Origin of the sequence: Endobacter medicaginis (assembly GCF_014192375.1) — a bacterium.
GTDB classification, from domain to species: domain Bacteria; phylum Pseudomonadota; class Alphaproteobacteria; order Acetobacterales; family Acetobacteraceae; genus Endobacter; species Endobacter medicaginis.
Genome location: NZ_JACHXV010000008.1, coordinates 1 through 20,238 on the forward strand (window position 1 = coordinate 1; position 20,238 = coordinate 20,238).

19 protein-coding genes and 3 tRNA genes are annotated in these 20,238 nt (G+C 68.1%); 11 read left to right on the forward strand and 11 right to left on the reverse strand.

Translation table 11 applies throughout. From position 1 onward, the window contains the following. Positions 1 to 80: 80 nt before the first annotated feature. Positions 81 to 716, forward strand: coding sequence for a DODA-type extradiol aromatic ring-opening family dioxygenase (locus FHR90_RS11260; protein ID WP_266152776.1), 636 nt, complete (start codon positions 81 to 83; stop codon positions 714 to 716). 37 nt (positions 717 to 753) lie between these two features. Next, a complete protein-coding gene (locus FHR90_RS11265; RefSeq protein ID WP_246330215.1) occupies positions 754 to 1,275 on the forward strand; it encodes a phenolic acid decarboxylase in 522 nt (173 codons plus the stop codon). 404 nt (positions 1,276 to 1,679) lie between these two features. Here FHR90_RS11265 and FHR90_RS11270 read toward each other — a convergent pair. The 4 genes from FHR90_RS11270 to gatC all read right to left on the reverse strand — a co-directional run bounded on the left by FHR90_RS11270 (position 1,680) and on the right by gatC (position 5,070). After that, positions 1,680 to 1,772 (reverse strand) — tRNA-Ser (locus FHR90_RS11270). Positions 1,773 to 1,847: 75 nt separating this feature from the next. Further along, on the reverse strand, positions 1,848 to 3,308 hold the full coding sequence (gene gatB, locus FHR90_RS11275; protein WP_176622298.1) for an Asp-tRNA(Asn)/Glu-tRNA(Gln) amidotransferase subunit GatB: 1,461 nt from the start codon (positions 3,306 to 3,308) through the stop codon (positions 1,848 to 1,850). Next, the gene (gene gatA, locus FHR90_RS11280; protein ID WP_176622296.1) at positions 3,305 to 4,783 is read right to left on the reverse strand and encodes an Asp-tRNA(Asn)/Glu-tRNA(Gln) amidotransferase subunit GatA; all 1,479 of its coding nucleotides are present in this window, start codon (positions 4,781 to 4,783) and stop codon (positions 3,305 to 3,307) included. The genes gatB and gatA overlap by 4 nt, the downstream gene beginning before the upstream one ends. After that, on the reverse strand, positions 4,783 to 5,070 hold the full coding sequence (gene gatC, locus FHR90_RS11285; protein WP_176622294.1) for an Asp-tRNA(Asn)/Glu-tRNA(Gln) amidotransferase subunit GatC: 288 nt from the start codon (positions 5,068 to 5,070) through the stop codon (positions 4,783 to 4,785). Before gatC ends, gatA begins: the two co-directional genes overlap by 1 nt. 154 nt (positions 5,071 to 5,224) lie before the next feature. On the opposite strand from gatC, the gene ruvX reads away from it, so the two are divergent. Further along, positions 5,225 to 5,689, forward strand: a complete 465-nt coding sequence (ruvX, locus tag FHR90_RS11290) for a Holliday junction resolvase RuvX (RefSeq protein WP_176622292.1) — start codon at positions 5,225 to 5,227, stop codon at positions 5,687 to 5,689. A 53-nt stretch (positions 5,690 to 5,742) separates the two neighbouring features. Here ruvX and FHR90_RS11295 read toward each other — a convergent pair. Continuing rightward, positions 5,743 to 5,817 (reverse strand) — tRNA-Val (locus FHR90_RS11295). Between the two features lie 27 nt (positions 5,818 to 5,844). Here FHR90_RS11295 and FHR90_RS11300 point away from each other — a divergent pair. From FHR90_RS11300 to FHR90_RS11315, 4 genes are all read left to right on the forward strand, one after another. Then, the gene (locus FHR90_RS11300) at positions 5,845 to 6,705 is read left to right on the forward strand and encodes an N-formylglutamate amidohydrolase (protein WP_183275271.1); all 861 of its coding nucleotides are present in this window, start codon (positions 5,845 to 5,847) and stop codon (positions 6,703 to 6,705) included. A 229-nt stretch (positions 6,706 to 6,934) separates the two neighbouring features. After that, the gene (locus FHR90_RS11305) at positions 6,935 to 7,762 is read left to right on the forward strand and encodes a transglycosylase SLT domain-containing protein (RefSeq protein WP_183275272.1); all 828 of its coding nucleotides are present in this window, start codon (positions 6,935 to 6,937) and stop codon (positions 7,760 to 7,762) included. 121 nt (positions 7,763 to 7,883) lie between these two features. Further along, positions 7,884 to 9,746, forward strand: a complete 1,863-nt coding sequence (gene htpG / locus FHR90_RS11310; protein WP_176622284.1) for a molecular chaperone HtpG — start codon at positions 7,884 to 7,886, stop codon at positions 9,744 to 9,746. A gap of 95 nt (positions 9,747 to 9,841) precedes the next feature. Then, a tRNA-Val gene (locus FHR90_RS11315) sits at positions 9,842 to 9,916 on the forward strand. 127 nt (positions 9,917 to 10,043) lie between these two features. On the opposite strand, the gene FHR90_RS11320 is transcribed toward FHR90_RS11315, so the two are convergent. Genes FHR90_RS11320 through FHR90_RS11330 form a run of 3 tightly spaced genes read right to left on the reverse strand, consistent with a single transcriptional unit; the run spans position 10,044 to position 13,141 of the window. Then, entirely contained in the window at positions 10,044 to 10,292 is a 249-nt protein-coding gene (locus FHR90_RS11320; RefSeq protein WP_183275273.1) for a hypothetical protein, read from the reverse strand. A gap of 17 nt (positions 10,293 to 10,309) precedes the next feature. After that, complete coding sequence (locus tag FHR90_RS11325; protein ID WP_176622281.1) at positions 10,310 to 12,190, reverse strand: hypothetical protein; 1,881 nt, start codon at positions 12,188 to 12,190, stop codon at positions 10,310 to 10,312. A gap of 18 nt (positions 12,191 to 12,208) precedes the next feature. Continuing rightward, positions 12,209 to 13,141, reverse strand: coding sequence for a mitochondrial fission ELM1 family protein (locus FHR90_RS11330; RefSeq protein ID WP_246330216.1), 933 nt, complete (start codon positions 13,139 to 13,141; stop codon positions 12,209 to 12,211). A gap of 306 nt (positions 13,142 to 13,447) precedes the next feature. Between FHR90_RS11330 and FHR90_RS11335 the strand changes: the two genes are divergently transcribed. Continuing rightward, positions 13,448 to 14,587 carry a DEAD/DEAH box helicase gene (locus FHR90_RS11335; RefSeq protein ID WP_176626309.1) on the forward strand — a complete coding sequence of 380 codons (1,140 nt, stop codon included), beginning with the start codon at positions 13,448 to 13,450 and terminating at the stop codon, positions 14,585 to 14,587. Between the two features lie 9 nt (positions 14,588 to 14,596). Here FHR90_RS11335 and FHR90_RS11340 read toward each other — a convergent pair whose 3' ends face one another. Then, complete coding sequence (locus FHR90_RS11340; protein ID WP_183275275.1) at positions 14,597 to 15,736, reverse strand: glycosyltransferase; 1,140 nt, start codon at positions 15,734 to 15,736, stop codon at positions 14,597 to 14,599. After that, positions 15,733 to 16,983 (reverse strand): glycosyltransferase, encoded by a 1,251-nt coding sequence (locus tag FHR90_RS11345; RefSeq protein ID WP_266152774.1) that lies wholly within the window; start codon positions 16,981 to 16,983, stop codon positions 15,733 to 15,735. Before FHR90_RS11345 ends, FHR90_RS11340 begins: the two co-directional genes overlap by 4 nt. A gap of 15 nt (positions 16,984 to 16,998) precedes the next feature. Here FHR90_RS11345 and argE point away from each other — a divergent pair, with 15 nt between their 5' ends. Together argE and FHR90_RS11355 are read left to right on the forward strand one after the other, a co-directional pair. Next, a complete protein-coding gene (argE, locus tag FHR90_RS11350) occupies positions 16,999 to 18,213 on the forward strand; it encodes an acetylornithine deacetylase (protein ID WP_246330217.1) in 1,215 nt (404 codons plus the stop codon). Positions 18,214 to 18,219: 6 nt separating this feature from the next. Further along, positions 18,220 to 19,209 carry a M14 family metallopeptidase gene (locus tag FHR90_RS11355; RefSeq protein WP_266152773.1) on the forward strand — a complete coding sequence of 330 codons (990 nt, stop codon included), beginning with the start codon at positions 18,220 to 18,222 and terminating at the stop codon, positions 19,207 to 19,209. Between the two features lie 10 nt (positions 19,210 to 19,219). Here the strand turns inward: FHR90_RS11355 and FHR90_RS11360 are convergent, their stop codons facing one another. Further along, positions 19,220 to 19,522, reverse strand: a complete 303-nt coding sequence (locus tag FHR90_RS11360; protein WP_246330218.1) for a BolA family protein — start codon at positions 19,520 to 19,522, stop codon at positions 19,220 to 19,222. 61 nt (positions 19,523 to 19,583) lie between these two features. Between FHR90_RS11360 and FHR90_RS11365 the strand changes: the two genes are divergently transcribed. After that, positions 19,584 to 20,213, forward strand: a complete 630-nt coding sequence (locus FHR90_RS11365; RefSeq protein ID WP_176626013.1) for a J domain-containing protein — start codon at positions 19,584 to 19,586, stop codon at positions 20,211 to 20,213. Positions 20,214 to 20,238 lie beyond the last annotated feature (25 nt).

The window sequence follows — 20,238 nt, forward strand, 5'->3', positions numbered from 1 at the left end:
GGCAATCGTTCCCGTGTTCGTCGTCATCGTCCTCACCCCTGAGGCGGAGACCGTCCGCTAACGGAGTGTCTCAAACAACCGTGGGGCGGAGGACCCGGGGCCTGGCGCTGACCGGCAGCGAGACCCCGCCGCTGATCTACGACTACTATGGCTTCCCGGCGCATACCTACAGGCTGACCTACCCCGCCCCCGGCGCGCCGGCGCTCGCCGCGCGGGCTGCCGCCCTGCTGGGCGAGGCCGGGTTCGCGGCCAGCATCGATCCATCCCGGGGGCTCGATCACGGCGCCTTCGTGCCGCTCAAGCTCGCCTTCCCCGAGGCCGATATCCCGCTCGTGGAAATGTCGCTCGACCGGTCGCGCGATCCGCTGCTGCATCTGCGCGCGGGGCAGGCGCTTGCGCCGCTGCGTGACGAAGGCGTCCTCATCATCGGCTCGGGCATGAGCTTCCACAACATGCGCGGCTATGGCGATCCGCGCTCGACGACGCCGTCCGAGGCGTTCGACGCCTGGCTGACCGAGACCGCGACCCTGTCGGGTCCGGAGCGCGCGGAGCGACTCGCCCGCTGGACACAGGCGCCATCCGCACGGTTTGCCCATCCCGAGGAGGAACACCTGCTGCCGCTGATGGTCGCGGCAGGCGCGTCCGAGCAGCCCGGCCAACGGATCTTCCACGATCTCATCCTCGAGACCGCGATCAGCGCATTTCGTTTCCTGTAACCGCCTCGACCCGAGGCTTCAGCAAGGGCTTCATCCCATGTCGGACCAGCTCAGCCTGCCGAACGACCTGTCGGCATTCGTCGGCCATCACTTCATCTACACCTACGCCAATGGCTGGCGCTACGAGTGGTATGCCCGCAACGAGACGACGTGCGACTACCGCATCCATCAGGGCCTCGTCGGCGGCCGCTGGGTGACGGGCCAGAAGATGTCGCTCGTGCAGCTCTCGCCCGACACCTACAAGGCGGACTGGCATGAGCCGACCGGTACCTGTGTGAGCCTGTATTTCGATCTGTCGCGCCGCCTGGTGCATGGCACGATCTTCTTCCCGCAATGGATCGCCGGCGATGGCCAGCATCCCGAAAAGACGATCTGCTATCAGAACGACTTCATCGACGACATGCATCGTTTTCGCGACGAGGGTCCAGCCTACCCTTATGTCGTCATCCCCGAATTCGCGAAGATCACCTTCCTCGAGCAGCGCGGCCGCGACAATGACGAAGTGATCGACCGCGCGCCCGGTCAGCTTCCCGACGGCTATCTCGATCGCACCAATTGAGGTGCGGCAGCGCGCCGCCGGATCGCAGGCGTCCCTTAAAGGATGTCATGTTGAAACTGCTGGAATCACAGCAACCAAATCTCAGGCAGGCCGCCAGCAGCCCGACATGCGCCGAGGCATCCGAAACATGACGGAAGACCTTCCCCTCAGTTTTGAGGAAAAGTCCGTGCTATCGGGCGTGGAACGCTGACCGTTCCGCGCGTTCGCCTCATAGCTCGCCACCACAACCCCAATGGGGGTTCCTCAAAAACCTGAACACCCTCCCCTGCATCCCAATCCAGCGGCACCCTGAGCCTGCTGCGTAAAGATTTGGGCCGCTGTGGGATGGAGCGTGTAGGGCTATATAGCAAAACGACTTTCGAAAACCCGTTGATATAACGGGTCTTTTTCTTTCGAAAGTGAACTGGCGGAGGGGATGGGATTCGAACCCACGGTACGGGTTGACCCCGTACAACGGTTTAGCAAACCGCCGCCTTCAGCCACTCGGCCACCCCTCCGCCGAAGAGCGTGCTCATCACACGGCGTTTGCAGGCGCGTTCTTAATCTGCCGCAGCGCTCGCGTCAAACGCCGCTCAGACGTTTTCCGCAAGCGCGCGGACCAACGCCTCATTGACGAGGGCGGGGTTGCCTTTCCCGGCCATCGCCTTCATCACCTGCCCGACGAAGAAACCGAATAGCTTGTCCTTGCCGCCGCGATATTCCGCCACCTTGTCGCCATTTGCTGCCAGCACGGTAGCAACGGCCGTGTCGATCGCCCCGGTATCGGTGACCTGTCGCAGGCCTCGCGACGCGACGATCTCGCCCGGCGGCCGGCCGGTTTCGACCATGTCCTCGAAGACGTCCTTGGCAATGCGCCCGTTGATCGTCTGGTCGGCGATCAGATCAAGCAAAGCCCCAAGGTCGGCGGCCTTGACCGGACTCGCCTCGATCCCGACGCCAAGCCGATTCAATGCGGCGAACAACTCACCCGTCACCCAGGCCGCCGCCAGCTTGCCGTTCCGCCCCGCGGCCACGGTCTCGAAATAGGCCGCATTCGCCTGCTCGGCGACCAGCACCGAAGCGTCGTAGGGCGCAATGCCGAACTGGGCGACGAACCGGTCACGCTTCGCATCCGGCAGTTCAGGCAGCTCGGCGCGAAGCCCATCCACCCAATCCTTGCTGATCACCAGCGGCTGCAGGTCCGGATCGGGAAAATAGCGATAATCGTGCGCGTCCTCCTTGGTGCGCAGCGATCGCGTCTCGCCACGCTGCGGGTCGTAGAGCCGCGTCTCCTGATCCACGACGCCGCCATCCTCCCACACCGCGACCTGGCGCGTCGCCTCGACCTCGATCGCCTGGCTTACGAACCGGATCGAGTTGACGTTCTTGATCTCGCAGCGCGTCCGATACCCCTCGCCCGCGCGGCGCACCGACACGTTGACGTCGGCGCGCATCGAGCCTTCCTCCATATTGCCGTCGCAGGTGCCCAGATAGCGCAGAATGGTTCGCAGCTTGCGCAGATAGGCCGCAGCTTCCTGGGGCGAGCGCATGTCCGGCTCGCTGACGATCTCCATCAGCGCCACCCCGGCGCGATTGAGATCGATCATCGAGCGCGTGGGATCCTGGTCATGCATGGACTTGCCGGCATCCTGCTCCAGGTGCAGCCTGGTGATGCCGATCTCGCGCGATTCCATGCCCGGCGCCTCGATCAGGATCTTTCCGGTCCCCACGATCGGCTGCTCGAACTGGCTGATCTGATACCCATTCGGCAGATCGGCATAGAAATAGTTCTTCCGATCGAACCGGCTCACCAGATTGATCTGCGCCTCAAGCCCGAGGCCGGTGCGCACGGCCTGAGCGACGCAGTATTCGTTGATCACCGGAAGCATGCCGGGGAATCCCGCATCGACGAAGCTGACCTGCGTGTTCGGCTCCGCCCCGAACGCGGTCGCCGCACCCGAGAACAGCTTCGCCTGGCTGACGACCTGGGCGTGCACCTCGAGCCCGACGACGATTTCCCACGGGCCGGTCCGGCCCTCGATCACATAGCTCATGCGCCCACTCCCGCGCGCAGCGTCGGCCGCGCCGCAAACCCTGCCGCACGCTCGATCGCCGCCGACACCGCCAGCACCCCCTCCTCGTCCCAGGGACGCCCGATTACCTGCAATCCGAGCGGCAACCCCTTCGCATCGACCGCTGCCGGCACCGACATCGCCGGCACCCCGGCCATGCTCGCCGGCACAGTGAAGATGTCGTTGAGATACATCTGCACCGGATCGTCCATCTTCTCGCCGAGCGCGAACGCCGCCGACGGCGCGGTCGGCGTGAGCAGGGCGTCCACCTTCTCGAAAGCCTCGGTGAAATCCCGCAGGATCAGCGCCCGCACCTTCTGCGCACGCAGGTAGTAGGCGTCATAGTAACCCGACGACAGCACATAGGTGCCGATCAGCACCCGCCGCTGCACCTCGGCGCCGAATCCGGCCGCGCGCGTATTCTCGTACAGCTCGTCGAGCGTTGCCCCGGCGACCCGCTCACCGAATCGTACCCCGTCGTAGCGGGCGAGGTTCGACGAAGCCTCTGCCGGGGCGACGATGTAATAGGTCGCCAGCCCATATTTCGTGTGCGGCAGCGAGACATCGACAATCTCGCATCCCGCCTCGCGGAGCCAGGCGATGCCGCTCTCCCACATCGCCTCGATCTCCGGCGACAGTCCCTCCGGCCGATATTCCTTCGGGATACCGATCCGCACACCGCGCAGGCTGCGCGTGCATGCCGAGCGATAATCCGGCACAGCGCGGTCCGCGCTGGTGCTGTCCTTGGGGTCATACCCGGCCATCGCACCCAGCAGGATCGCGCAGTCCTCGACGCTGCGCGCGAGCGGTCCCGCCTGGTCCAGCGAGCTCGCAAATGCGATCGTCCCCCAGCGGCTGCACCGCCCGTAGGTGGGCTTGATACCGGCAATGCCGGTGAACGCCGCCGGCTGACGGATCGACCCGCCGGTATCGGTCCCGGTCGCCCCCATCGCCAACCCGGCTGCGACCGCCGCCGCTGACCCGCCCGACGATCCCCCCGGCACCAGCGACGCGCCATCGCCGCGCGTCCAGGGGCTGACGACCGGTCCGAACGCCGAGGTCGCATTCGACGACCCCATCGCGAATTCGTCGAGATTGACCTTGCCGAGGAACACCGCGCCCTCGCGCAGCAGGTTCGCCGTCACCGTGCTCTCGTAGGGCGGGATGAAATTGCCCAGGATCCGGCTCGCGGCCGTCGTCCGCACACCCTGCGTGCAGAACAGATCCTTGATCGCGAGCGGAATCCCGGTCAGCACCGGCACATCACCGCCGGCCAGGGCGCCGTCCGCCTGCCGCGCCGCTGCCCGCGCCTGATCCGCGACCACCGTAATATAGGCATTCAGCCGCCCGTTGAGCGCCTCGATCCCGTCGAGATGCGCATCCACCAATTCGACCGCGGAGAACTCACGCCGACGCAGCCCCTCGGCCGCACCGGCAATCGACAGATCCGTCAACATCACTCGACCACCTTCGGCACGGCAAAAAACGGCCCCTCGCGCCCGGGCGCATTGGCCAGCACCGCCTCCCGATCCCCACCATCGTTCACGACATCGGCGCGCAGATGCAGCGTGGTGCCGCTCACCGAGGCCAGCGGCGCCAGACCACTGACATCGACCTCGTTGAGTTGCTCCACCCAGCCGACAATTCCGTTCAGTTCGGCCTGCAGCCGCGTCACCGCCGCCTCATCGAGCCCGATCCGCGCCAGACGGGCGATCTTCTTTATCGTCGCGGATTCAAGCGACATCGGCAGCACGCTCCCTGCAAGACATATCCAGCCCCATGCCGGCCCGGCAACACGACCGGCCCGGACCGCCCGGGGCCTGAGCCTTCAGCGGAAACCGGGCGGTCGGATGCATCAAATCTGGTCAGCACGACGCCGGCGGACCATAAACGCCGCCATGGCGTTACTCAACATGACCGATCTGCGAGCGGGCCTGGCCCGTGGCCAGCGCCTACTTGGCCTCGACCCCGGCAGCAAGACCATCGGCCTCGCCCTGTCCGACGCCACCCTGATGCTGGCCTCGCCCTATGATACGCTCCGTCGTGCGAAGCTCTCGGTCAATGCGCGTGAACTTTCGGCGATCACCACGCGGGAACGGGTAGGGGGTCTGGTCTGCGGCCTGCCGCTGTCGCTCGACGGCACGCTCGGCCCAGCCGCCCAGGCCATCCGCGACTGGGCGACCGCGCTGAGCGAGCAGACCGACCTGCCGCTGGCCCTGTGGGACGAACGTCTCTCGTCGAGCGCAGTCAACCGGATGCTGATCAGCGAACTGGACATCACCCGCGCCAGACGCGCCGAGATCGTCGATAAAGTGGCGGCCGCCTATATCCTGCAGGCGGCCCTCGACGCGTCAGCGTCGTGATCGCGCTTGAGACGCGTCAGCGTCGTAATAGACTGATATGGAAGGAATATGGATGGTGGGCGCGACAGGGTTTGAACCTGTGACCCCTGCCATGTCAAGGCAGTGCTCTACCGCTGAGCTACGCGCCCATCCGACGGTGGGCGGGTTCTAGCGACATGCGCCCGCTTCCGCAAGACACGATCGCACCCCTCACCGAGGTTCGCCCGCCGCGGCTGCTCCCGCCTGCCGCTCGGCCGGTGCCGGTCCTGATCACCTCGCCCCATTCCGGTACGGACTACATCCCCGATTTACTGGCTCAGACCCGCCTGCCGCTCGCCCGGCTGCGCGCCAGCGAGGACAGCCTGGTCGACCAGCTCGTTGCAGGTGCACCACAACTCGGCGCCACCGTGCTGTGCGCCAATATCCCGCGCGTGTTCTGCGATCTCAACCGCGGCCCATGGGAGCTCGACCCGGCGATGTTCGTCGAGACTCTGCCCGGCTACTGCGACACCGCCAGCCCGAGAATCGGCCAAGGCTACGGCACCATCGCCCGCTTCGCCGCAGCGGGCGACCACATCTACGGCCATCGGCTGCGATTTTCCGAAGCCCAGCACCGAATCGCCGCCTACTGGCAACCCTTCCACCATACACTCCGCGTCACGATCGAGTCGTTGCAGGCCCGTTTCGGCGCCTGCCTGCTGCTCGACTGCCACTCGATGCCCCGCTCGCATGCCACCGACCCCGACCTGGTCTTCGGGGACGCCTTCGGCACCAGTGCCGCTCCCGCCCTGCTGCGGGTCGCCGAAAGCGTGGCCGCCGAAGCCGGCCTGCGCACGATCCGCAACCAGCCCTACGCCGGCGGCTACATCACGCGTCATTACGGTCGACCCGAGGCCAATATCCACGCCATCCAGATCGAGATTGCCCGGCCGCTCTACCTGCAGCGCGGCACCTATCAGGCAGGTCGCGGCTTCTCGCGCATCCGTTCCCTGATTGAGGCGCTGGTCGCACGCATGATCGCCGAAATGCGCGCCTGAGCGCCGCACATACGGCAAAAAAAAGCGGCGCCCGAAGGCACCGCCAAGTTTAGGGAGGAAACGTCCAAGACGGCGTGCAAAGCAGCACCGTCGAGAACAGATCTAGAGCGGCCTGCCGAAAGCGTCAACCGTTTTTTGCACTGCACAAAGAGAAAAAATCACCGACGCACTATCGATGATTGAAAGGCGTTAACCCGGCGCTAACCCGGATCGGCGATGGTCTCGGACAATGTCCTTCCACCTCGCCCTCCGCGCGGCCCTCGTCGGGCTGCTGTCCGCTCTCCTCATGATCGCAAACGTCCGCCCGGGTGCTGCGCAGACGGCGACGGGCGGCGCATCCATCCTCTGCCACATGGCCACCGCCGCCGCGGAGCGCAGCAACGGCGTGCCCGATCAGCTTCTCGACGCCATCAGCCGCGTCGAATCCGGTCGCCTCGATTCCGCGACCGCAACCATGCGTGCCTGGCCATGGACCATCAACGCCCAGGGGATCGGCCATTTCTATGCCAGCAAGGCGGAGGCGATCGCCGCAGCCCAGCAATTCCGCGCCCAGGGCATCCAGTCGATGGATGTCGGCTGCATGCAGGTCAACCTCATGTACCATCCTGATGCCTTCGCCTCTCTCGACCAGGCCTTCGACCCGCAGGCCAACGCTCTGTATGCCGCCCATCTCCTGACCCAGCTCTTCGCCCAGACCGGAAGCTGGCCACACGCCGCGGCCGCCTACCATTCGCAGACCCCCGAACTCGGCAACGACTACCAGCGCAAGGTTCTCGAGGCCTGGGCGGAGCCCGAGGATACGCCGCACGGCAGACCCGCATCTGAGCGCCGCGCCCGAACACCCTCCGCTGCACCTGAACTCTCATCGCAGTTCGCCAGCCTCGGCGCCGGCGTCGGGCCGGTCCCCCCCAGCGGCGGCCCCCTGCTCGGCGGCATCGGTCGCATCATCCGCAACTCCGGACCCGTTCAGACCCATGTCAGCGGTCAGGGCCTCGCGGCCTATCGCTCGATGCCGATCGCGATGGTTGCCTTCGCCGGTCAACGCCGCCCCGACTGACGGCCCCACGGCACTCGGATCCCATCAGTCCGGCGGGTTGAAAGCCCGTCTGGCCTGCCGCATATCGGTCGGCGACCTGCGCCGCGACGGCGCGCGAGAAACCTCTTCCGCAAGGTGCCCGATGAGCGACGATTCGACCCTCCACGAAACCCAGACTGCCGCCGAGCAGCACGAGTTCGGCGCCGAAGTCGGCCGCCTTCTCGATCTGGTGGTGCACTCACTGTATTCTGAGCGCGAGATCTTCCTCCGCGAGCTGGTTGCCAACGCCGCCGACGCGACCGATCGCCGCCGGTTCGAGGCCCTGACCCGAGCCGAGCTTGCGCTGCCCGAAGACGCCGCCGTCCGCATTACCCCCGACCAGGCCGCGCACACGCTGACCATCACGGATGACGGCATTGGCATGTCGCGTGACGAGCTGATCGCCAATCTCGGCACCATTGCCCGTTCCGGCACCCGCGCCTTCGGCCAGAACCTCGCCGATGCGAAACCTGAGGACCGTCCCAGCCTCATCGGACAGTTCGGCGTCGGCTTCTATGCAGCTTTCATGGTCGCGGACCGCGTGGAAGTGGTCTCCCGCCGCGCCGGCGACGACCAGGCCTGGGCCTGGACCTCCGACGGACGCGGCACCTACGAGATCCGCCCCGCGACGCGCGAGCTTCCCGGCACCGACATCGTTCTGCACATCAAGTCCGATGCCGAGGAATTTCTCGAGCCGCACCGTCTCGAAGCCATCATTCGCAAATGGGCCGACCACATCACCCTACCGGTCAAGCTCCAGCGCGACGGCGAATATGTCGCCGCCAATGAGGCGACCGCGCTCTGGCGCAAGCCGAAATCCGAGGTCACCGAAGAACAGTACGAAGACTTCTACCGCCACGTCGCGCATGCCTTCGACAAGCCCTGGGCGGTGCTGCACTGGCGCGCCGAGGGTACGCTGGAATATGCCGTGCTGCTGTTCATTCCGGGCATGAAGCCGTTCATGCCCGTCGAGGACGCCCGCGAGAGCAAGATCCGGCTGCATGTGCGGCGCATGTTCATCACCGATGACGCGAATCTGCTGCCGCCCTGGCTGCGCTTCGTGCAGGGCGTGGTCGACACCGAGGATCTGCCGCTCAACGTCTCGCGCGAGATGCTCCAGACCACGCCCGTGCTCGTGCGCATCCGCAAGGCGGTAACCAACCGCGTGCTCACCGAACTGAAGAACCGCAGCAGCGACATCGACTCCTATTCCGTGTTCTGGAACAATTTCGGCGCGATCCTCAAGGAAGGCCTGTGGGAGGATGCCGAGCACCGCACCGAGATCGCCGGCCTCTCCCGCTTCCACTCATCGACGGCCGAGGGCCTGACCGGACTTGCCGATTATGTCGGCCGCATGAAGCCGGAGCAGGAAGCGATCTATTATCTCGCGGGTGACAAGCTCGAAGCGCTGCGCGATTCTGCCCAGCTCGAAGGTTTCCGCGACCGCGGCATCGAGGTGTTGTTGCTGACCGATCCGGTCGATGCGTTCTGGCCGGAGCGGCTCGCCAACTTCGACGGCAAGCCGCTGCGCAGCATCACCCAGGGCGCTGCCGATCTCGCCGCGCTGCCGCGCACCGACGGCGAGCCCGACCCCGCGCCCGACGTCGCCGAGCTTCTGGCGAGTCTCAAGACAGCGCTCGGAGATGCGGTGTCGGACGTCCGCTCCACCGACCGCCTGGCGCGCAGTCCGGTCATTCTCGCCGCGAGCGAGGCCGGTCCCGACCTGCAGATGCAGCGTCTGATGAAGCGCAGCGGCCAGAGCTTTCCCGGCCTGGCTCCGGTGCTGGAGGTCAATCCCCGCCACGAACTGATCCGCAGCCTCGCCGACCACCCCGACAAGGTTGCCGATGCGGCCCCGGTACTGCTCGACCTTGCCCTGATCCAGGATGGCGAGATGCCCCGCAACCCGGCCGCCTTCGCCCAGAACATCGCGCGCGCCATTACCGGCAGCTTCGGCGCGGCCTGACCTTCCGGCAGGGCTGTGCGGTGCAGACACCCCGCACAGCCCTCTTGCCTCCCCTCTCCGAATCCCATAGAACCCCGCCACCGAGCCGTTCGGATGGGTGCGTAGCTCAGCGGTAGAGCATCGCCTTCACACGGCGGGGGTCACAGGTTCAATCCCTGTCGCACCCACCATCCGACCTCGAAAATCATGCTCCCGACGACACGACACGGCCCTCCAAGGGCGCCGATCAAGGCATCATTGCCGAGTCGGTCCGGTAAGGAACCAGTGCCGCCGGGAAACCTCAAAAGTCCGCTCGTCCTAGGGCGTGTAGGCGACTCCCGAGTGGCGCGCCTCGACCTGGAGCTCGGGCGCGCCGTGCAGGTCGAGCGGCGTCAGCCGCCCGTCGACCACGTGGCCGCAGATCTTCGCCGCGACAGCCATCGAGACGCTGTCGACCCCGCCCAGCTTCTGCCTGATGCAATCCACGTCCGTGCCCTGACGGGCCGCGCAACCGCTCGACGCGGCCACCGCAACGATCGCGAGACCCAGCCTCACACCGCGCCGCATGGTCTTCGCCCCCGCCCTTAGAAGCCGAACATGTGATCGAGCGAGAATGCCCCACTCGCATCGCTCAACCCGTGATAGCCGAACAGCCGGCATGTCGTGTCGCGGATCAGCACATAACCGCCAACCCCCGCCTCGGCGATCCGTCGTGCACCGAAGATCACCTCCGGCTCGACAAGCGCCGAGCCGGAGCAGGCGATCGCGAGTGCCGCCTCGCCGATCACCGTCCCCGCCGCATCATGCAGGATCAGCGTGGTCTGCGACTGCTCGCGCCACGGTGCCGAGGCCGGGTAGATCAGCACGCAGAAACTGCGCGTACTCTCGTGGCCGAGCTTGAGGAACAACCGCGTGCTGAGCCCCGGTGGCGGCCCCGAATACGATTGCGGTTCGTCGCGCCAGGTCATCAGCGTGTTGAAGATATGCGCCCCGAAGCTGGTCTCTGCCGCATGGGGCACGCCGGCATGGCGTTCGTAGCGCACCAGCGCATGCATCCAGCCATCCGCCCCGCCACCGTCGCGGAAATCGTAGACCAGCTCCGCATGGCCTGCCGGCGCGCGGAGTTCGGCAAGATCGAGCGCGCAGGCATGCGACCGGGCTAGTCGGCCGAGAAAGCGCTGGGCGACGAGCTGTCCCTCGCGGTCGAACACATCCACCCGCAGCGGCAGGTCCGCCTGCGTCTCCGCCATCGGCGTCGGCAGCACGATACTGCGATAGATCGTCGGATCGAGGACCGGGAACGGCAGCACGAACCCCCGCCCCAGCGAGGCCGGCAATGTGCCGATCGCCGGTTCGGGCCTGAGATCCGCGCGCTCGACATTCATGTGCGCGATCCGCGTCCGCCCCGCACGCACAACTTCATAGCGTGGCCGCACCACATGCCGCCCACTGCGAACCTCGATCTGCGCCGGCCAGGCCAGACCCGGCAGCAGCGCCGCCACATCCACCTGCACACTTGCGAACGGCGCGATCTCGGTCCCGATCGCCACCGGCTGCTCCGCTCCCATCCGATCAAGCGTGATCGCACCCGGCGGAATGGGGGCGGCGTGGCTGTTCTGCACCCACAGCATCACCGTCTCGTCCGGCCGCGGTGCCGGCAGTCCCGCATAGCGGTCCGACGGCCATGCATTGGCATCGTGCGTCACCGACAGGCTGGGCTCGCCGTCATGGCCATACGTATCGAGCGCGTATTTCACCACATCGTGCCCGGCGACGCCGATCGCATGCACGAACAACTGCCCCGCGAACGGCCCCAGCCCGAAGCGCTGCCGGACCTCGCGGCTGTCGATCACGATCCCTGCGGCACCGGGTGCCACCTCCTGCTCCCAGCTTGCCAGCGCCTCGCCCGCGCCGTCGAACAGCCGCAGCCACAACCGCACCGACGACGCCCCGTAATCCGACCAGTAATTCGCCGTCACCAGCCGCGAGGACAACCCGTCGGCATCGCGGAAAAAGGCGAAATTGGTCGCGAAGTTCAGCCTGTCGAGATAGCTCCGCCGGCTGGTCAGCATGCCGTCCGGCAACCGCGCCTCGTCGAGCGTGACCAGCCGCATCCCCTGCGGCAGCAGCCCCGCTAGCCTGGCAGCGATCCGACCCGAGTCGAACGCCGCCACCAGCACCGTATTGGCCTGCGACACGCCCAGCTCGACCACCGCCCGGGTCTCGCAGCCCAGACGCGCCACACCCACCTGCTCGACGTCATGGACATAGAGCTCCGCCGGCCGAGGCAGGGCAGGATGCAGCGCATAGAGCATCGACGCCGCCCCGTCGGGGTCATACACCGCCAGCCGCCCCTCGATCCCCGCACCGAGCCGCGACAGCGCCTCGGCCGCCAGCGGATGGGCCAGCGCCTTGTAGAGAACGTTGCCGCCGCGCTGCGCGTCGAAGGTCCTGATATCAAGCATTCGAAGTCTGCTTTCCCACTAAACCCGCATCCCCAGCTTCCGCTTCATCTCGGCGGCGATCCAGGGCCCGTCATCGAGCGGCTCCACCGCCCAGTCCTGCATCCGGCCACTGAACGGCCGCACCCGTCCGGCGTCAATCAGCCGATCGAGAAACAGTCCGATCCGGCGTGATGTTCCACGCATCGGCGCGACCATTACCGGCCGGTCGGTCGCCGCCGCCTCCGACACCATCGACACGCTGTCAGCCGTCACCACGAACGCATCCGCAGAGGCCAGCAGCCCCAGATAAGGATTGTCACCCATCCCGTCCCAGACGAACGCCCCGCGCGGTGCAAGTGCGTCGTTCAGCACCGCACGCTGCGCCGCACCCGTGCGCCGCGAGGCGGTCAGCGCCAGCGAAACCCCGTCGCGATCCATCATCTGTGCCAACTGCCCGGCCAGGGCGGCCGCGTCAGGCGTATCGAAACGAAAGCGCCCGTTCGCCCCGCCCACCAGCACCGCCACCAGCGGCCGCCCCAGCGGCGCGAACGCTTCCGACCAGCGGGTCCGCGCCTGCGCCAGCCGCGCCGGCGTGATGCCGTGCAGCGCCGTGCGGCTGACCAGCACGTTCGCCCCGGTGATCTCGTCATGCGCGTTGACCACCACCAGATCGAATCGCCGCAGATCGAATCGCGGGTTCTGCACCTGCACCAGATGGCGCCCGTCGCGCCGGCGCAGCGCCGCGCCCACCGCCGCCGCCTTGCCGCCGACCGAGATCGTCAGTGCCGCCCCGTCGACATCCTGCCCGGAGACTGCCGCCAGCGGAGCCGGCCAGAACCGCGCCGGCAGATGCCGCATCAACCCGCTCGGCACGACATCGACGGTCCGGTGCGCCAGCCCCGCGAGCTCGGCCAGTCCCCAGGCCTGGGCACGCAGCCCGGCCAGATTCTCGCTCAGTATCAGGGCATCCATCGCAAGGCTTGTCGGGCGCATGTGCAGCACCGGTCAAGCGGGCGCTTCGTAGTGCGAAACATCGAATTTACTTGACTTTCGGCACCCCAGCCCCGATTTGTGCAGCGCGTCAACGACGCCCTCCCGCCAGGCATTGCCGGACCATCCATCGTCACGAGGCGTGTCCTCGGCGATCGGTCAGGCGATCGCCCCAGCCGCCGTGACCGGCGCTGCCAGCACAAGAAGGGTATCGCCTGCGCCGGTTCGCGATCCCGCCGATCGCCCGACGCGCACTTCCACAAGGTGCGCGCCAGACGAAAGATCACGATGACCAGCTTTTCCGACCTTGGCCTTGCAGCTCCGCTGCTGACCGCGCTTGCGCGTGAAGGCTACACCACTCCCACACCGATCCAGGCGCAGGCGATCCCGCACGCGATGGCCGGCCGTGACGTGCAGGGCATCGCCCAGACCGGCACCGGCAAGACCGCGTCCTTCGCCCTGCCGATCCTGCACCGTCTGCTCGCCAACCCGCAGCAGCGGGCGCCCAAGAAGGGCTGCCGCGTGCTGGTGCTTTCGCCGACCCGCGAGCTCGCCAGCCAGATCGCCGACAGCTTCCGCGCCTATGGCCGTGATACGCCGATGCGCACCGCGCTGGTGTTCGGCGGCGTGCCGAAAGGCCGTCAGGTCCGCGCCATGGCGCCCGGTGTCGACGTGCTCGTCGCCACCCCCGGCCGCCTGCTCGACCTGATGAACGAGGGCGAGATCCGCCTTGATGCCACCGAGATCCTGGTGCTCGACGAGGCCGATCACATGCTCGATCTCGGCTTCATCATTCCGATCCGCAAGATCGCCCAGCATCTGCCCGCCAAGCGTCAGAGCCTGTTCTTCTCGGCCACGATGCCGAAGGAAATCAGTGCCCTGGCCGGTCAGCTCCTGCATGATCCGGTGCATGTCGCCGTCACGCCCGTCGCCACCACCGCCGAGCGCATCGAGCAGCGCGTGGTGTTCGTCGATGCCGCCCGCAAGCGCACGCTGCTCGCCTCGGTGCTGCGCCGCAAGGACATGGGCCGCACCCTGGTGTTCACCCGCACCAAACACGGTGCCGATCGCGTGGTCGAACATCTGGAGAAATCCGGCATCGCCTCGGCCGCCATCCATGGCAACAAGAGCCAGGGTCAGCGTGACCGCGCGCTCGGCGCCTTCCGCACCGGCGATGTCCGCGTGCTGGTCGCCACCGACATCGCCGCCCGCGGCATCGATGTCGACGGCGTGACGCACGTGATCAATTTCGACCTGCCCAACATCCCCGAGAGCTATGTCCACCGCATCGGCCGCACCGCGCGCGCCGGCGCCGACGGCATGGCGATCAGCTTCTGCGATGCATCCGAACGCGCGTTCCTGCGCAGCATCGAGAAACTGATCCGCGCGCGGGTGCCGGTGCTGGAGCCGGACCAGCTGGCCGCCTGACCGGCGGGATCAGTTCCCCGCCCACGAGGCCGTGACCGGGGACGCCTCCCGCCTCGCCCTCGTGGCGACCTGCGGCAGGCTGTGTCCGATCGCGTCCAGCAGCCGGCCCGCCAGTTCGGGCCAGCCATCCGTGGCGGCAGAGGCGGCCAGCGTGCCGTCAGCGCGCCGCGCCAGCAGCGTCTCGATCCCGGCGGCGATCGCCCCACCTTCGGGGTGGCAGATGACCGCCATGCCGGGATCGAACTGTTCCGACAGCCCGCCCACATCGGTCGCCACCACCAGTCGTCGTCCGGCCACCGCCATCGCCGCGACCCCACTCTGGCTGGCTTCGCGATAGGGCAGCACCAACGCGTCCGACCAGCCGATCAGCAAGGGCACCTCGTCCTCCGGCACCCAGCGGTTTTCCACGCTCACCCCCGGCAGCCCCGCCAGTGCCTCCAGTTCCGGGCTCGGCGGCCCGCTGCCCACCACGCGCAGTTCGAGATCGCCGCGTGGCCCGAGCGTGCGCATCGCCTCCAGCAGCAGGTCCAGCCCCTTGTAGGGCAGCAGACGTCCAAAGCTCAGCAGCCGCAGGGGCCCGTCATGTCCGCCCGGCGGCGGCGGCGGCCGGTCGAACCCCAGCGGCGGCAACCGCTCGACGATCACCGGCCTGGACACGCCCTGCTCGTGCAGCATGCCGGCGATATAGCGGCTGAATGTCACCACCGCATCGCTGCCGCGGACCAGCAGGCGCTGCAGCGTCATCTGCAGCGGAAAGCCGTCGCCCGGATGCGCCTGGGCGTCATGCACCACCACCACGTTCGCAACCCCGCACAGCCGTAACGCCCCCTGCATCACCAGATCGAGCGGACCCGGCATCGCACAGATCGCCAGGTCGCAGCGCAGGCCGCGCAGACGCCGCACCATCGCCAGCGTCATCGCCGGCGACCCGACCAGCCGCCCGAGATAGCCCGCCTTGCTGCGATAGGTCCGCACCGGCAGCACGCAGCCGGGCGGCAGCTCCGCCGGCAGATGTCCCATGATCTCCGCCTCGTGCGACAGTGACAGCACCACCGACACATCCGGCAACCGGGCCAGCCCGCGGGCAAGCTCAACGGCGATACGCGGGCCAGCCCCGTATCGCCCCCATTGCCAGACCAGGACCTTCACGCGGTATTGCTCACTGTCGGCATGATACCGATTCGCGCCGACGCGTCGAGCAGCCCACGCCCGTCCAGCCGCGCCTGCGCCTGCGCCTGCGCTGCCGCTCCCAGCCTGGCACGAAGCCCGGGATCCTCGGCCAGCATCACCAGCGCCGCCGCGGCCGCCTCGACATCCGCGTCCGCCCAGCAGGCGCCGGGCGCTTCGAACACGCCGCGCGGGTCGCGCGCCGGCACCAGCCGGAAGGGCACCGGAACCCCGCAGGACGCATCGAGAAAATCCGTCGTCCCCGACCAGTCCGTCGCCACCACCGGCCGGCCCAGCAGCATCGCCTCTGCCGGCACCAGCCCGAACCCCTCGCTGCGATGCAGCGACAGCACGATATCGGACGCCAGCGTCATCGCATGCGCATCCGCCCGGCTGCGCAGCACGGTGTCGATCCGGATGTTGTCCGCACCCGCCGCCGCTTCCCGCAGCCGGGCCAGATCCCCGTCATGCCCCGCCGCATGACCCGCTTTGATGATCAGCAGCCGGTCCGGCCGCGCGCCGAACGCCTGACGGAAGGCGGCAATCGCCGCCAGCGGGTTCTTGCGCTCGAAGCTGGAGGCGAGGCTGAACGACACCAGCACCACCACCGTCTCCTTCGGCCAGCCCAACGCCGCCCGGCCGAGCGTGGAGGGCGCTGGCGGCGAAAGTGCCACAGGATGCGGCACCACATCGACCACCCCTCTCGCCCAGGGCGCGAACGCCTCGGCCGCAAAGCGCGACGGACACCACAGCCTGTGGATCAGCCGCATGGCATGCCGCCATGAGGGCGGCGGCACCGGCAGTTCGCAGGGAAAGTACCCTACCACCAGCCGTCCGCGCAGCGCGTCGCGGCGCAGTCCCAGCAGACTCGCCCCGAGCTGCGCCGGATTGAGATTGAGCAACAGCGGCATCGCCGCCGGCAGCCGCTCGCGCACCCGCCGGCCGGTCGCGATCTCGACGTCGTGATGCGGCAGCCCGAGCGTGTCACATGCAGACGACAACAGGCGCGCGCTCTCGCCGAGGCCGGACGCCTCGGAAAACCCTCCGCCGATCGCCAGCCCGCCTGCCGGACATGCCGGCGGTCTCCGGTCCGGCTGTGGCGCGAGCCGCGACGTCAGCGCCGCCAATGCTTCCCGCCGCGCGCCCGCAGGCAGGCTCTGCCACAGGCGGTGCGGCATCGACAGACGATGCGCGGAGGGTGTCGTGGCGGCAGTGGTAGAGATCGTCACGACCGCATGGTTAGCATGGCTGCGCACGTATACAGTATCGCCATGCCCGCCCCGCACTCCGCCCCATCCCTCGACGCCCACACCACGCGCGAGATCCTCGACCGGCTGGTCTCGTTCGATACCACCAGCCGCAACCCCAACCGCGACCTGATCGACTGGATCGCCGCCTGGTTGCTGCAGCGTGGCGTGGAGGCCGAGATCCTCCCCGATGCCGGCGGCGGCAAGGCCAATCTGCACGCGGTGATCGGCCCGCGCGGCCCGGGCGGCCTCGCGCTCTCCGGCCATGTCGATACCGTCCCGGTCGACGGCCAGGCCTGGAGCAGCGACCCCTTCACCCTGCGCGAGGCGAACGGCCGGCTGCATGCGCGCGGCGCCGTCGACATGAAGGGCTTCGTCGCTTCCGCCCTTGCCTGCGTGCCCGACCTGCTCGAGCGGCGCCTGCACCGCCCGGTCCATCTGTTCGTCACCTACGACGAAGAGGTCAATTGCGCCGGCGCCACCGCGCTCGTCGCCCATCTCGACGCCACCGGCGACAAGCCGGACTGGTGCGTGGTCGGCGAGCCGTCCGGCATGAAGCCGATCGTCGCGCACAAGGGCCGCCTGTCGCTGCGCGTGCGCGTGCGCGGCAAGGCGGGTCATTCCAGCCAGCCGGAATTCGGCGCCAACGCGATCCATGCCGCCGCCCGTGCCGTCGCTCGCGTCGCCGACGAACAGGACCGCCTCGCCCGCGAGGGCGTCCGCGTCGACGGCTTCGACCCGCCCTTTTCCACCACCCATGTCGGCACCATCAGCGGCGGCGCGATCCTCAACATCATTCCCGAATCGGCCGAATTCGACATGGAATGGCGCACCGTCCCCGGCGACGATGCCCTGGCCGAGCTCACCCGGCTGCAGGACCATGTCGCCCGTCACATCGAGCCCGCCCTCAAGGCCGGCGGCGGGAGTGGCTTTGTCTACGAGATTCTCAACGAGCTGCCGCCGCTGTCGCTTCCCCCCGGCCACGCGCTCGCCCAGTCGGTACGCCATGCCAGTGGCCACAATGCCGAGGGCCGCGTCAGCTACGGTACCGAGGCCGGCATCTACCAGAATGCCGGCATCGCCACGATCGTCTGCGGCCCGGGCCATATCGCCCAGGCCCACCAGCCGGACGAATGGATCGCCGTCAGCGAGCTGGAGGCCTGCGACGTCTTCCTCCGTCGCCTGGTCGACAGCACCGTCGCCCGCGCCTGAATGCGGGTGGAATGCCGCCAGCTCAACGTCGAACTCGGCGCCCTGCCACGGGAATCGTGGTCGGACGTCGACCTCGTCCCGCCCGACCTCTCCCCCTGGCGCTGCGGCAATGCCGACGTGCCCGGCTTCATTACCCTGCGCGGGACCGCGCCGGGTCCGCATCTCGGCGTGGTGTCGCTCATCCACGGCAATGAGTTCGCCGGCGCGATCGCGCTCGACCGGCTGCTGCGCCAAGGGCTGTCACCCTCGCGCGGCACCCTCACCTTCGGCTTCGCCCATCTCGACGCGTTCGACCGCTTCGACCCCGCCCGGCCGACCGCATCGCGCTTCATCGACGAGGACCTCAACCGTGTGTGGGATCCCGCGCGCCTCGCCGAAGCCGATGCCGGGGGCTCGACCGAGCTGAAGCGCGCCGCGGCGATGCTGCCGATGCTGCGGCGCTTCGACCGGCTGCTCGACCTGCATTCGATGCTGTTTGCCTCCGACAGCCTGATCCTCACCCCCGATGGCGGCGACGGCGCGGAGTTCGCCGGGGCAATCGGGCTCGGCTGTGCCATCGTGTCGGATTTCGGCCATGCGGCGGGCCCGCGCATGATCGACCACCCGCATTTCCACGGTCCGGCCAGTGCCTGCCTGCTGGAGGCCGGCCCGCACTGGCACCGCGCCAGCGTACGCATCAGCGAGAACGCGGTGCTCGGCGCGATGCGCGCCCTCGACATGCTCGACCGACCCGACGATGCGCCTGCCCAACGGCCGCCGCCCTCGCCGCGCGCCCGGGTGATCGTCACCATCACCGCGCGCAGCCATGCCTTCGCCTTCCTGCACCCCTATCGTGGCGGCACCATCATCCCGCGCGCCGGCACGCCGATCGCTCGCGATGGCGGCGACGAGATCTGCACGCCCTGCGACGACTGCCTGCTGGTGATGCCGACGCCGCACCCGCGACCCGGCCATACCGCGGTCCGCCTCGCAGCCCCCGTGCCGATGCCCGGCTGACCGCTGCCCCTTATCCGGGCTGGACCTCGCGCGGCGTGCGCAGGGCGAGGGCCAGTGCATGCAGCCCGCCCGCGAATTCCGCCGCCAGCGCCTCATGCACCAGCCGCGATCGCGCCACCCGGCCCAGCCCCTCGAAGACGGGGCTGACCACCTCGACGGTATAATGTGTCTGCCCGCCCTCGCGCGCACCGGCATGCCCTGCATGGCGGGCGCTGTCGTCGCTGATCCGCAGATGCCCGACCGGGTCCAGCCGTGCCCTCAGCACCGCCTCGATCCGTGCCGCCCGATCATCCTCGCCTCGTGCTGCATTCATATCCGCAAATCTCCCCGATCCCCTTGCCACCGCCGATTGCGGACGCACATAACTGGACCCGATGAGCATCAATTCCACCCACGCGAAGACGGCGGCAAGACGTCCCCGCGCCTACGCGCCGGATCCGGACGCGCCGGACCGGGCCTGCGACATCCCCGGCTGCCCGTGCGCGGCCGGTTATCGCGCGCCCAAATCACGTGACAAGCTGTCCGACTATTTCTGGTTCTGCCTCGATCACGTGCGGGCCTACAACGCGAGCTGGGATTTCTACCGCGGCATGTCGCCCGGCCAGATCGAGGCCCATCTGCGGGCCGACACCTCGTGGGGCCGGCCGAGCTGGAAACTCGGGTCGCTCGGCAGCACGCATGGTCTCGAGGACGAGCGCATCGCCGATCCGCTCGGCATCCTCGGCGCCGGCCGCCTGCGACGCGACCGCCGCGGGCAGACCGAGCCGGAGGGCCGCCCGCCCGAGCTGCGCGAACCGCTGGCCGAGCTCGGCCTCGGCTGGCCACTGTCGCTCGACGAGCTCAAGGCCCGCTACAAGGACCTCGCCCGGCGCCATCACCCCGACGCCAATGGCGGCGATCGCGCCTCCGAGGAGCGCTTCAAGCTGATCAACGTCGCCTATGACCGGGTGCTCTCGCATCTCAACCGGAACTCTCACCCCGAACCGGCCGCTCACACGGTCTGACCATGCCCATACGGCCAGAAGATCG